A 13258-nucleotide genomic window follows, 5' to 3' on the forward strand; every position below is an offset into this window, starting at 1 on the left:
GTTTGGCTCTGGAATCTTTGATTTAGCTCGCTACTGTTTGGGGCAGCATCGCTTGAATCGGATCGAGCAAATCTTCAGGGCCATGTCTGATCACATCGCACACGGGCAGCCCCAGCTCTTGACGGACCCGCTCTCTTTCCTTTTCAGCTTCCTCTGCCGAGACTTTGCGGGAATTCATGGCCACCCCAATCACGCGCGAGGGAACCATTAGGTTTGCCATCGTTTCGTAGACTTCGCGTAATTCAACCAGAGACTTGAGTGGCATATAGTCCATTCCGTAAACTGCCTTGCGACCCACCTCATAGCAAAGAATCATCGCTTGCGGCAGGCATCCATGGAGCAGACCCAAAGTAACGGCCGAATAACGGGGATGCGAAATACTCCCCTGCCCTTCAATAAACAGCACATCATGGTGCTGATGTTCGAGGATTTGTTTCTCGATCGCACCACTAAGAAAATCCGAAACTACGCAATCAATCGGACAGCCGTCTCCCTCGACCATGATGCCAGTCTGACCCGTGGCGACGAATTTGGAGCTTATGTCTCGGGCCTTCATGGCATTGGAGAGTTCCAAGGCCACGAGCATCTTGCCCACACTGCAGTCTTGGCCGACGGTATGCACGCGTAGGCACTCTTCGCGGATGTTGAGGCGCGAGGCTACATCGCGCTCGTTGTTCTTGCGAACATCAATAAGGTGAACACCTTTTAGAGCGGCAGCGTTTGCAAACTCAGGATCGTTACAAAGAAAATCGTGCAGCCCAGAAATCACATCCATGCCACGGTTGATGGCTGTCAGAATGATCTTGCGCCAGGCAGGGGGAATCCGCCCGCCGGAAGGAGCTATTCCGAGCATTAATGCATTCGCAAGTGGAGCATCGTCGAGACTTGCAACGATAGGTATATCTCCACCGACACTAAGAAGTTCTTGCGTTGTTCTGCCGGCTTGAGTTGAATCTAGCAGTGCCACCACTTGTTCGGGGCGATAGCGTACCACGCAAGTGGCAGTTTTTCCCGTCACGGGTTCTGTGTGGCCTTCGGTTAAGATAATCAACCGACGATCCGAATCGGAAGTTCTTGCCCCATTGTTCGAGAAGGACGTCATGGCCACCTTTTTATGACTCGATTGTTTTATAGTTTCAGTGAATAACTAACTGGCTAACTGCCACTGTATACTGCGCATCGCGGATGTCTAAATCATTCTCAAGCTAAACAAGTTTTAGCCTGCCAGACTTAAGTGTAATCTTTACATCCGTCGGAGAGAAGAGTTTGAAACCTCAGAACTTCAAAGAGTTTCATCTTCTGATGCCGATGAGCAATTTTTCTGCAACTTATGAAAACTATACGGGGTTGAATCACCCCCGGATCGCTCACGGATTCGCGCATGTTGCTATTGCGTAAGCGCACTAACGGGCTTAATCGAAATCTAGGCTGAAGCAATAAAGTCAGCCAGCGCCTCTTGAGAGAAGGGCACATCGCTATACGCGCAAATTCTGATGTTGGCTTCTGGATAAACATCGAGTGACTCGGGGGTACCCAGGGAGGCCAAAACACATGCGCGTTTTTGGATAAGCTGCTTCACAAACGCGTCTTGTTCGGGAAGCAAACCAAACCTATGCCAAGCAGCCGGCTTGACGATTTGAACGATCAAAACTTGATCAGATTTCTCAGCAATGTTTAGCATCTGAGAATAGTCTTCGGGTTTTGCGTTCGGGCCCAGTTCACGATACTCCAGATCGGGAAAAAGATCTCGAAGCGCAGCGCCAAGAGGTTGTTCAGGTGGATCCAGGTGCGATTGATGAGGCCGGAGTAATACTGCGCATAACGATCGCTCGGATGCGAACGGTAAAAGTTGCTTCTCAGCAGTAACAAGCTGGATGGAACTTTTGGCGACCTGCTTGGCTAGTAACTCCGTTTGTTTGCGAATAGATTGCATTGACTCAGAAACGGTGTCAGCTGCTGCGGCTTGCTGCTTGAGATCGCAAACCCGTTGATAAGCCTCATCAATTCGCTCAATGGAAAGGTGGCCGTTCGCTACCGCCGATTCAAGTGCTGCTAAGGTTGAGAGTGGGTCCTCCACGTCAAGTAGTAGATCGACCCCGGCCAGCAGTGTTTTCAAAGCGAGTTCCCCAGGATTTTGACTTTGCGATTTTACCCCTTCCATCAACAAACTATCACTCGCGACGACTCCCTGAAAACCAAGCGAATCTCGTAGCAGATCAACGAGAATCGGCTTTGAGAGCGTCGCAGGTGTTCCGCTTGGATCCAAACCTGGATAACGAACATGGGCCGTCATGATCAGCGGCACTTCTGCTGTGATCGCAGCCTTGAATGGAACCAGTTCACAGGTCTCCATCTCCTCACGGCTCGCCTTAACAGTTGGGAGTGCGTGGTGAGAGTCCTCATGCGTGTTGCCGTGTCCCGGGAAGTGTTTAGCAGTCGCCAAAAGTCCCCCTGCTTTGCAACCGGCGATGTAAGCCGATACAAGCTTGGAGACTCGTTGGGGATCCGAGCCAAACGATCGAGTAGCGATAATTGGATTGCGCGGATCAACATTCACGTCGGCCACAGGCGAGAAAGAGATGTGAATTCCATTGGTCCGGGCAGCCAGCCCAGTCAGTCGTGCAAACTCATGGACATGTTGTTCCGCATCATCGCCGAGCGCACTGAAGGCCATCGCGTGAGGAAAAAGCGTTTCGCCTCGCAACTGCTGGCCCACCCCGCGTTCTATATCAGCTGCAACCAATAAGGGGTACTTAGAAAGACATTGTAAGTGAGCCAAGGTCTGAGCCGTGGCATCTTGGCGGCCATTGAAAAGCAACAATCCTCCAATTGCACATTCGCCAAGCAGGCTCTCAATACGCTCGGCGTCCTCCTCCACGGTCCTCACCGGCGGCAAATTCGAACCTATGCGAACGAACATCAGCTGAGCTAACTTGTCGCGTAGTGGTATATCTTGTGATATTTCTCGAATTGCATTGCTCATGTAACGGACTCTTCAGTAATTTCTTGTGTGTTTCTGCGCCCAAAGGAAGGATCGATTTTCACTAGGCCGCACACAATAAAACTGGGAACCGTAGCGATCATCATCCAAATAAAGAAGCGTTGGTAGCCAATGAGTTCCTGTAGCCAACCACTGAGCATTCCCGGCAGCATCATCCCAAGTGCCATGAAACCAGTACATATGGCGTAGTGGGCCGTCTCATGTTCGCCTCGTGAAATGTAGAGCATGTAGAGCATGAACGCCGTAAACCCAAATCCGTAGCCAAACTGTTCGATCGCTACACAAAGATTTACGACGATATAATTTTCAGGCTGCACTTGGGATAAGAACACGTACACCGCATTGGGGAGATTAATCGCGGCAACCATCCACCAGAGCCAGAACTTAAGCCCTTGCCTGGCAGCCACAATTCCACCGAGAATACCGCCCAAAGTGAGCATGGCGATACCTACCGTGCCGTAAACTACGCCGACTTGTTCAGTTGTAAATCCCAACCCTCCTTTGGCTATTGGGTCAAGTAAGAATGGTGAAGCCATTTTGGCAAGTTGTGCTTCCGAGAATCGATACAACAGCAGAAACGCGAGGCTGAGACCAATTCCTGGCTTATTGAAGAACGAAATAAAAGTTTCTATGAAGTCGGAGATCACCTCTGAGGCTGTGCGGTCGGTACCGGGAGTATCACTGCTTGGCACAGGAAGCACGAATCCATGGTAGGCAGAACAAATTAGAAAGAAGCCACCGAGTAAGTAAAAAGTAGTTGCCCAAGCTTGAGGAATACCTTGCAACCTCTCGAGTGCCCCAGCCAGCATTACCAATAAGCCTTGACCGGCGATCATAGCTAGGCGGTAGAACGTACTGCGAATCCCAACGAACCATGCTTGTTCATGCGCTGGCATGGCAAGCATGTAAAAACCATCCGCAGCAATGTCGTGTGTCGCCGAACTGAAAGCCAATAACCACAAGAAGGCGAGCGAGTATTGAAGGAAGTTGCTCGTCGGCAACGTAAGCGCGACGCCTGCCAGCCCAGCGCCAATCAACAACTGCATGGAAACGATCCACCAGCGTTTTGTGCGCAGCACGTCGACCAGCGGACTCCAGAAGGGCTTGATGACCCAGGGTAGATAGAGCCAACTCGTATAGAGAGCAATTTCAGTATTCGAGACTCCCAGCCTCTTGTACATGATGACCGCCACAGTCATCACGACCACATAAGGCACCCCTTGGGCAAAATACAAACTCGGAATCCACCGCCATGCCTGGCGGCGTGAGTAAGTGGAATCATCATTCAAAGTAGGGATTTCAGACAAGCGAATTTATTCCGACTGTGGGCTTTCTGTCCCATACCAACTCAGCGGGCTCTCTTCACCGATGCGATTGACTGTCGATACCGCTACGGTTGAGGGAGGTTTTTGTCGTGCTTTGGCCTGCTTTCCGTGATACAGCTGTCGCGTAGTCTCGCCACCCGGGACAATATCTACGTGCCATTTGCCTGCGTGCTTGGAACGAATAACCCACAGCCATGGCAATTCGGAATCGATAGTCTCCAGAGAGACAACCCACTCGCCACTTGACTTTTTCACTGTGAATTTAGGTTTAGCCTGCTCCTTGTTTGTAGTTGATTCGAGCCAGGGGCTTGCAGGGACCAGGGCCGGTTGTTGGTAGGCATTACTTCGCAACGCATCAGCGATGCCGCCGGCGTTACGTTGCAAAGCCTTCATACTGAAATGCACATTGCCGCTGGCCCCTTCTTGTGCGCGCGTAACCCAAATTTGGGCAACAATCTCTTTCGCAGGCCAGGACTTGCCATCCGCTCCTCCAACTCTCGATGTATAGTTCCCTGGCCAGAGGTGACGCTTAGCCTTGTTCTGCGAGTTCCACCAGTACAGCAGTGCTGAATAACTCTGCTCGGGCGGACCAATTTTCCAATACAGCTGCGGGGTGAAGTAGTCCACCCACCCTTCAGTGAACCATTTCTCGGCATCCGCATAGAGCGACTCATATTGATCAAAGCCTTTGATTTGTGGCGGTTTTTCCGGGCGGCCGATTCCGAAAGGACTGATGCCAAATTTTACCCAGGGTTTTACTGCTTTGATGTCGCGATACATTTGGCTCACAAGTTGGTCGACGTTTTCTCTACGCCAGTCATCGCGTTCCAACGTGGTACCGGCTGCGACAGCTTTTTGCCAACTTGGGTCGTCAGGAAAAGAGACGGGCTTCTTGTCGTCGCCGTTAACGGGATAAGGGTAAAAGTAGTCGTCCATATGGATTCCATCAATGTCGTATCGCTCGACGACGTCGCGGATTACGGCCAAGGTATGGTCAGTGGCAGCTGGTTCACCGGGATCGAGCCAATTGTAACCGCCATATTGTTTCACCAATTCAGGCCGTGTTTGGCTAATGTGGTTTTTCGAAACAGGACTCTTGCTTCCACTGTGTCGGGCACGATAGGGATTGAACCAGCCATGCAATTCAATCCCACGGCGATGCGCTTCGGTGATGGCAAACTCCAGCGGATCGTAGAAGGGCTCGGGTGGTTTGCCCATTGTCCCGGTGAGGAACTCTGACCAGGGTTCCAATTCAGAAGCATACATTGCATCGCAACTGGGGCGTACCTGGAGAATGATCGCATTGAGTTTCAAACGAACCGCCGTGTCCAGGATTGCGATCATCTCTGCCTGCTGCTTCTCGGTCGAAAGTCCTGGACGCGATGGCCAGTCGATGTTGGCAACGGTTGCAACCCAAGCAGCACGAAACTCACGCTCAACGGGTGGAACTTCACCAGCAATCTCGCCGGCTGGTTCCTCAGCAGAAAGCAACCCCGAGCAGGACGCGAGAATTACTCCAACAGCAAAACTAAGGAAGCCACAAATTCGAAATGTTTGAGAAACTGTTTTCATAAGTGCAATCATTCGGTTACCACCTCTCCACCGTCCTTCGAGGCCTGAGCAACATATACGACAGAATCGATGTCGTCCGCCACGAAGTGAACGCTCCCGTCGACATGGCTAAAATTGGCGCCGCCGGGATGGAAGCTACCGTAAGGTAAGTTGTTAAACGGAATTTTCTTCTCTCCAACGGACACAGGGTCAGGTCGATCGTCGTCTTCATGGCCTTTGTAGTAGCCAACTGTCTCAAGCTCGGCATTTAAGGGAATGGCTGCGTCGATGTTTTTCATGCTACTCATGCAGTATCCCGGTGCAGGACCTGAGGGAGGCGCGTTGAGCACTGCTACCTGCCAAAACGCACCTGCTGTCCACGCCCGCAATTGGTACCATCGCTCCCCTGCGAGGAAGGTGTTGCTGAGGCCGTCTTGAATCTGGCCAAGCACCGTCCGGCTGCCGGGAAAGAAAACGCCATCACTGTTCAACACACCGCAAAGTCCGCTATTGTCTCCGAAAGCATCTTCTGCTGCCCCCCGACTGGCTGCTGAGCCCGTGACTCCCGCGTAGCTTGAGGCCGCCAGTCCTTCTCCATTGCGATTGTCGACGACTTCATCGTCACTCGGACAATGATATGGGCTAATCTGTACTTCATTGACATTCTTGAGCTTGAAGATGTCCGGAGGCTGTTTCGCAGGATCGATTTTTTGCAGTTCATCCGCTTGGCGTTGTATTTCCGCAAGCAATGCGCCGTTTTCAAGATAAGAAAGTAGCCCAACTTCCCAGCTAAATCCATTGCGTTGGCCGACTCTGTTAATTGTTGAACCTGTCGGCAATGTTCCCCGCGCAGACTCAAAGTTAAGGCTCGCCAGGGTAATATTCTTGAGGTTGTTTTCGCAACTCATCCGCCGTGATGATTCCCGCGCAGCTTGTACGGCACTCAATAAAAGTCCTACTAATACACCTATGATGGCAATCACTACCAAAAGTTCTACGAGTGTGAATGCTCTAGATATGCCTTTTCGATTTGCCTCTTGTCTCATCTTTGCTCCCTTTGAGGTGTGTGCTATAGTGAATCTCCGATTCACTGAAGGTTGATTGTAATTCAACTTCTGATTGGGCAACAACCTCGGAAGGAGTATTTGTGCCTCAACCTTGCGCATTCTGGTATCGCTTTTGCGAATACAGGTCGGCACTCATCAGCTTAGCGTAGAGCAGCTGTGATTCACCTTATAGGGATATGCCAATTCGCGATGGCAACTTATCAACGTTGTTTCGATTAGCTAAAGTAGCAGTGCAATCGTTGCTCAAGAGTTATCCATACAGGATGTAACCCAGTACCACCGCTGTGATAATGCCTGCTGCATCAGCGATTAGGCAGGCAGGAAGTGTATGGCGAATTTTCTTTACTTGAATCGATCCGTAGTACACCGTCATGATGTAAAAGGTGGTCTCGGTACTCCCCATCATCAACGTGGCCGTCTTGCCCAGGAAGCTGTCGGGACCTTGCGTATCAAAAATCTCCAAGAGTACACCACGCGCACCTCCTCCTGTTAGCGGTCGAGTTAGCGCCAGCGGTAGCAGTTCGAGCGATTCACTATAGTCGCCTAGGCCAATCTGGGCGAATACCCAACTTCCCACGACCTTGATGTCATCAAAGGCACCGCTGGCAGTGAATACCTTGATGATGAAAAGTATGGCCACCAGATAGGGGATGATAGTCACGGCCACGGTGAAGCCCTCCTTAGCACCTGTGACAAACGACTCGTACATCGGCACTTTTTTGTAGGCACCCCAGAGAATGATCAACAGGATTGTGCCAGGAATCGTCCATTGGCTGACGGTGTCCATTAAGAGTTGCAAGGAATCCATTATTGCACCTCCCTTGATTCTGAGTCTTGTGTGGCAGAATCCTCAGCAATCGCATAACGCGGCAAGCGGGACAGAGTTCGCACGGCAATAATTGCCACAATGCTTGTCACACTGGTTACGAGAATGATCGGCACCAGTTGGCCCGCTGGGTCGGTGCTCCCGGCGGCCACGCGATATCCAATAATGGTAAACGGCACAAGAGTTACGTTGCTGGTATTGATTGCTAGAAACATGGCCATCGCGTTAGTGGCAGTGTCCTTGTGTTGGTTAAGGGTTTGCAGTTCCTGCATCGCCTTGAGTCCCATCGGAGTGGCAGCGTTGTCCAGACCCAACACGTTTGCGGAGATATTCATCAACATCGCCCCTTGGGCGGGGTGTCCGTCGGGTATCTCGGGAAATAACCATCGCATCAGCGGACTGAGTAGTCTTGCCAGTGCGTCGACTAGCCCAGCGTCCTTGGCGATGTTTAGCAGTCCCAACCACAAAGCCATGATGCCGATCAGACTGATGCAGATCGAAACCGCCAGTTCGGCGGCGTCTAGGGCTGCGGCATTGATATCCCTGCCCATCTCTTGCAAGTCGCGGCGGTCGGGTACCGTCGTCGCGGTTTCTTCGGAAGCTCCCTCAGCCACGGCAATTGCCTTGGGAGCCTCTTGTGATTCAAGCCAACTATTGCGAGCGGCCTTGCCGAAGCCATAGAGAATTCCCAACAGCAAGAGCCAAAACCAGATCTTATTGAGCATCGGTACGCTTTCTCATGGGGTTGGTCCTAAAACACAGTCCCAACCGTACTGTTGATGGTTTCATGTGGCAAGTATCGCAAACGGCAGTAATGAGATCAAAAACAGCTATAAAGGTGGCATGTGAAAAATAGCCCCTCAACTCTCGCAATTGCGCAAAGCGTTGATTATAGTGAAAGATCGTAATTCGTCGGTACATCTTGGGGTTCTCTAGTCATTTGCTTGCGGTTATGGATCAAGAGTATCTAGTTCGTCGGGTTGCTGTACTCGTGGAGACGGAAGATAGCTGGGGTTGCAGCGTCATTCGCGGGATTGCTGACTATTCCCAAGATCACGGTCACTGGAATCTGCTCATCGACCCCCGCGATCAGGAGCAGCGTCTGCTCTTACCAGATCTCTGGGACGGAGATGGCATCATTGCACGTCTCGGTAGTCAGACCCAGCTCGAGCAAATTCGTGGCCGGAGTGAACCTAAAATCAATGTGGATACGATCTTTGAAGGAATTGAAGGGTTCTACGATGTAATTACCGACGACAATCAGCGGGCCGAGTTGGCCTTGGCCCACTTGCGAGATCGGGGATTCGAGCATTTTGCCTACTTTGCTCCCCCCAGCCCTAAATACTCGGACAAACGAGGGCGGGCATTCATAGAGACGGTTGAACGGGCCGGTTATAGCTGCCGAGTCTACAAGCCGCGTTATCGCGCAGGGCGGAAAATTGGCTGGGAGGAACAGCAACGCCGCGTTAGCCGCTGGCTTAAGTCGCTCCCTAGCCCTGTGGCCATTCTCACGGTCGATGCACATCAAGGTCGTCAGCTCGCAGATATATGCTACTTCAGTGGGATTCGAGTTCCCGACGAAGTTGCCATTCTGGCTGGTGACACAGATGAGCTCATGTGTGATGTTTGTACCCCACCCTTGTCGAGCATTTCGCTCGCAGCTCGGCGGATTGGCTTCGAGGCTGCTGCGCTCTTAGATCGTTTGATGAACGGCGAAAAACCCGAGCAGAAATCCTATCGCATTCCACCGCTACGAGTCATTAGTCGTCACTCGACCGATATCATGGCGATTGATGATGAAGCCGTTGTGCGGGCGCTAAGATTCATTCACACCCATGCATTTCAAGATATCGTGGTCAAAGATATTCTGAATGAGGTCCCCATCTCTCGACGGAGCCTGGAAATTCAATTTCAGCACTATTTGGGCCGTTCGCCTGCTGAGGAAATCCGCCGCGTGCGTTTGGACAAGGGTCGCGAGTTGCTGGCTCGCTCGGAAATGTCGATAGGAGAGATCGCGGTCGCTTGTGGATTTGCGAATTCTACGCGATTTGGAGTCTCGTTTCGCAAAAAGTATGGGCAAACTCCCTTGGCGTATCGCAAACAACTGTTGCGGACCAACACCTAGTATCGACTTACTTACCCGCCGGAATATTTTCACCTCGAATGAGATCTTCAAAGGTTTGACGCGCGCGGATCAAGTGGACATCGGAATCCTTGACCAGAATCTCGGCAGCCAGCGGCTTGGAGTTGTAATTGCTCCCCATCACGGCACCGTAGGCACCTGCACAGCCGATGATTAGCAGGTCGCCAACCTTGGCCTCGGGAAGCTGACGGGTGCTCACAAATCCACCTTCCTCCTGCGTGAAAATGTCCCCCGATTCGCACAAAGGGCCCCCCACTACGACGTCGAGCAATACCTCTGACTTGTGATTTTGCTGGCAGATCGCCATGGGATGATAGGACCCATAAAGTATCGGCCTTGCAAGGTTATTAAAACCTGCGTCTACGAGGTAATAGAGGTTCTCTCCCATTTGTTTAACGGCTCGAATCTCTGTCAGCAGATTGCCGCTCTCGGCTACCAAATAACGGCCCGGTTCAATTTCCAAAGTAAGAGGTGTACCAAGGGCGATGGCAAGCTTTTGCCGAGTTGCATCCCATAATTCGAAATAGGCGGCGACATCAACTCGTTGTTCGCCTTCACGATAAGGGACTGAGAGGCCTCCCCCAGCGCTGATCGAGCGCAAGGTGGGGCCGACCTCCATGGCTGTCTTTTCCATTGCCTGACACACCTGGCTCAAGTGCTGCATATCGGTACCCGAGCCAATGTGCATGTGGAGGCCCGTGACGGTAATGCCGTACTTCGCACCGCGCTTGACGCAGTCGGCAATCTGAGTATGCCAGATACCATGCTTCGATCCAGAGCCACCGGTGTTGGTTTTCTGGCTGTGCCCGTGCCCAAACCCTGGATTGATCCGTAGCGTGATCCCGCACCCTGGCATGCGCTCGCCGAGTTGATCAATCATCTCGGGCGATCCACAATTCACAGGCAGGTTGTTTTCGACGACCAAGTCAAGTGACTCGCGATCAAAAAGGTCGGCTGTGTACACAATCTCGGGATGTTCGCCCCGACCGGGTTGGTAACCGACAGCAAGGGCACGCCGAATTTCCCCCGCACTCACTGCATCTACCAACACGCCAGCCTTACGCATCAAATCGAGAATCGCTAGATTCGAGCACGCCTTTTGCGCAAACCGAACCACATCAAACGCCGCAAACTCGCGGATGCGCGCTTCGATAGTCGCCGCATCGTAAACATACAGCGGGGTGCCGAATTTTTCGGCCAACTGCGGGATCGGCTGTCCGGCAAGAGTTTCGATTCTAGTGGGGAAGTTCGTTGTCGTCATTGAAGATAAAATACTTGAAGAAAGCTATGAGACGATTAACTTAACAGATCGCGGCGAGCAAACAGGCCAAATGATCCGCCTGTGTGTAAGAACACGGGCAGTCTCGAACTCCCGCGCTGAGCCAGTTCGCTTAACATACCAGTCATTGATTTCGAGGTGTAGCTGGGGTCGAGCACAATCCCTTCACTCCGACCAAGCAAATGGATGGATTCGACTGCATCCGGATAGGGAATCGCGTAGCCTTCCCCGATGAAACCATCGACCAGCTCAATGGGCATTTGATCGATTGGAACGTTGAGTTTGAATTCAGCGACAGTCTGTCGTTCCAGCTCCCGTAACGAAGTCCGAAAGTAATCCACGCTGTCACTCACGGGCACGCCTCGAACACTCCAGTTGTGGCAATCCAGCAAGGCGCGTCCGAGCATCAGTCCGACCTGCGTACCGCCGGACGAGGTAGCTACGTAAAGATCAACCGGACTGTCTCGACCTAATTGTTCCGCCAACTCGGCAAAGCAGCGAATATAACCCCAGCACCCCAGCGGCACACTCGCTCCCACGGGGAAGAAATACGGGGTTCGCCCGGCGGTTCGTTCCGCATCAAGCGTCGTTTCAACCAAATTGTCGAGTTGCGATTGGTATTCTTTTGGAGGATGAAATGAGCACTCTGCTCCAAATAGCCGGTCCAGGAACAAATTGCCATCTGCCTCGGGCATTGGATCCTCCGAGCGAAGAATAAGCCGCACTTTTAGCCCCAAGCGAGCACCCACGGCAGCGGTTGCCCGGCAGTGGTTTGACTGAAATCCTCCATGAGTGACCAGCGTATCGGCACCCTGGGCGAGGGCATCCTCTACGACGTATTCCAATTTACGGATCTTGTTGCCGCTGAGTTCCAGGCCCGAGAGGTCGTCGCGTTTCATCAGAATGCGTGGCACACCGGCGTGCCGAGACAGTTGTTTTAACTCGACAACGGGCGTCGGCAATTGAGCCAACCGTAATCGATCTGGCTCTTGGGCGTGTAACATCATGTCGATCTCGACCATTACTTTCCCAACCGTACGGGGCACTCAAGGAGGGTCAGTTTTTTTTCTCCCGCATCGAGTTCGACTTCCACTCCCAGCGGCAGCGTCGCATTGTCACTCGAATGGCCAGAGGGGAAATTCTTCAATTGAGGAATATCCAGTTCAGAAAAGTAGTCGTCAAAGATTTCATCCAGCGAAAGGCTAGGCTTTCCTGGCGCAGGATCGCAGTCGGTAAACTGGCCCAAGATCAATCCGGAGAGGACGTCGAGTTTTCCTGCCAAGCGGAGTTGGCTCAAGAAGCGATCGATGCGGTATGGGTGCTCGCCAATGTCTTCCAGAAAGAGGATGTTTCCGCTCGTGTCGATTTCATACGGAGTCCCGAGAACTGAACTGACCAATGCCAAGTTTCCGCCGACGAGTCGACCTTGTGCCAGCCCTGGGTTGAGAGTTATGAGATTCTCCTTCTCCGAGGCGGTGAGGGGAATTTCGTAGCAACTAGACTGCGGCTTGGCGTAGCTCTCGGCAAGTATGGCTCGCCAAAAAGTACGGTCCGAAAGTTCCGATAGGCCATCCGGCATGCCGATGCCATCCTGGGGATTGGGACTGTGAAAAGTGATGAGCCCTGTTTGGCTGTAAATGGCGGCATGAATCGCGGTGATGTCGCTGAAACCAGTGAATATCTTCGGATTGCGGCGGATGACTTCATAGTCCAGTATGTCGAGGATTCGCGTTACGCCAGTGCCGCCTCGGGCGGGGAAGATAGCGGCGACTTCCTGATCAGCGAAGGCCTGCATCAATTCGGAGACACGTGTCGCGTCATCGCCAGCCAGGTAGCCGTGCGAACGATACAAGTCGCCATAGACCTTGACGCGAAAGTCCCTCTCTTCCAACCGCGTGATCGCAAGCTCAATCCGCTCGCGGATTACAGGGCCCGCGGGGGCCACGAGAGCAATCGTATCACCGGGCTTCAACGCGCGTGGGTAGATGGATTTCATGGGAAAACCAAAATAAGGAAACTATCTTGCCAGTCTGGCCAGGCATTGAGTTGGTAGGAGACGAAGTATT

At 52.3% G+C, this 13258-nt stretch carries 11 protein-coding genes; 1 reads left to right on the plus strand and 10 read right to left on the minus strand.

Annotation, left to right across the window (positions count from 1 at the left end; genetic code table 11):
- Nucleotides 1–22: 22 nt before the first annotated feature.
- The 7 genes from Pla144_RS16245 to Pla144_RS16275 form a co-directional block, all read right to left on the minus strand.
- Entirely contained in the window at nucleotides 23–1102 is a 1080-nt protein-coding gene (locus Pla144_RS16245; protein WP_146451758.1) for a DUF1611 domain-containing protein, read from the minus strand.
- 321 nt (nucleotides 1103–1423) lie between these two features.
- Nucleotides 1424–2983, minus strand: a complete 1560-nt coding sequence (locus tag Pla144_RS16250) for a glycoside hydrolase family 3 protein (RefSeq protein ID WP_146451759.1) — start codon at nucleotides 2981–2983, stop codon at nucleotides 1424–1426.
- A complete protein-coding gene (locus Pla144_RS16255) occupies nucleotides 2980–4308 on the minus strand; it encodes an AmpG family muropeptide MFS transporter (RefSeq protein ID WP_197530746.1) in 1329 nt (442 codons plus the stop codon). Before Pla144_RS16255 ends, Pla144_RS16250 begins: the two co-directional genes overlap by 4 nt.
- Before the next feature lie 6 nt (nucleotides 4309–4314).
- Nucleotides 4315–5898, minus strand: a complete 1584-nt coding sequence (locus Pla144_RS16260; protein WP_146451760.1) for a glycoside hydrolase family 10 protein — start codon at nucleotides 5896–5898, stop codon at nucleotides 4315–4317.
- An 8-nt stretch (nucleotides 5899–5906) separates the two neighbouring features.
- Nucleotides 5907–6923, minus strand: a complete 1017-nt coding sequence (locus Pla144_RS16265) for a DUF1559 domain-containing protein (protein ID WP_146451761.1) — start codon at nucleotides 6921–6923, stop codon at nucleotides 5907–5909.
- Between the two features lie 271 nt (nucleotides 6924–7194).
- Nucleotides 7195–7752: a spore maturation protein gene (locus Pla144_RS16270; RefSeq protein ID WP_146451762.1), complete on the minus strand. Its 558-nt coding sequence runs from the start codon at nucleotides 7750–7752 to the stop codon at nucleotides 7195–7197.
- Nucleotides 7752–8495, minus strand: a complete 744-nt coding sequence (locus Pla144_RS16275; protein ID WP_146451763.1) for a nucleoside recognition domain-containing protein — start codon at nucleotides 8493–8495, stop codon at nucleotides 7752–7754. Before Pla144_RS16275 ends, Pla144_RS16270 begins: the two co-directional genes overlap by 1 nt.
- A gap of 227 nt (nucleotides 8496–8722) precedes the next feature.
- On the opposite strand from Pla144_RS16275, the gene Pla144_RS16280 reads away from it, so the two are divergent.
- Nucleotides 8723–9895 (plus strand): AraC family transcriptional regulator, encoded by a 1173-nt coding sequence (locus Pla144_RS16280; protein WP_146451764.1) that lies wholly within the window; start codon nucleotides 8723–8725, stop codon nucleotides 9893–9895.
- A 7-nt stretch (nucleotides 9896–9902) separates the two neighbouring features.
- On the opposite strand, the gene lysA is transcribed toward Pla144_RS16280, so the two are convergent.
- From lysA to Pla144_RS16295, 3 genes are read right to left on the minus strand one after another with little or no spacing between them, the layout of a single operon-like run.
- The gene (gene lysA / locus Pla144_RS16285; protein WP_146451765.1) at nucleotides 9903–11174 is read right to left on the minus strand and encodes a diaminopimelate decarboxylase; all 1272 of its coding nucleotides are present in this window, start codon (nucleotides 11172–11174) and stop codon (nucleotides 9903–9905) included.
- 35 nt (nucleotides 11175–11209) lie between these two features.
- On the minus strand, nucleotides 11210–12214 hold the full coding sequence (locus Pla144_RS16290; protein ID WP_146451766.1) for a D-cysteine desulfhydrase family protein: 1005 nt from the start codon (nucleotides 12212–12214) through the stop codon (nucleotides 11210–11212).
- The gene (locus Pla144_RS16295; protein ID WP_146451767.1) at nucleotides 12214–13188 is read right to left on the minus strand and encodes a S66 peptidase family protein; all 975 of its coding nucleotides are present in this window, start codon (nucleotides 13186–13188) and stop codon (nucleotides 12214–12216) included. Before Pla144_RS16295 ends, Pla144_RS16290 begins: the two co-directional genes overlap by 1 nt.
- Between the last annotated feature and the right edge of the window lie 70 nt (nucleotides 13189–13258).

Source organism: Bythopirellula polymerisocia, assembly GCF_007860015.1.
GTDB classification, from domain to species: Bacteria; Planctomycetota; Planctomycetia; order Pirellulales; family Lacipirellulaceae; genus Bythopirellula; species Bythopirellula polymerisocia.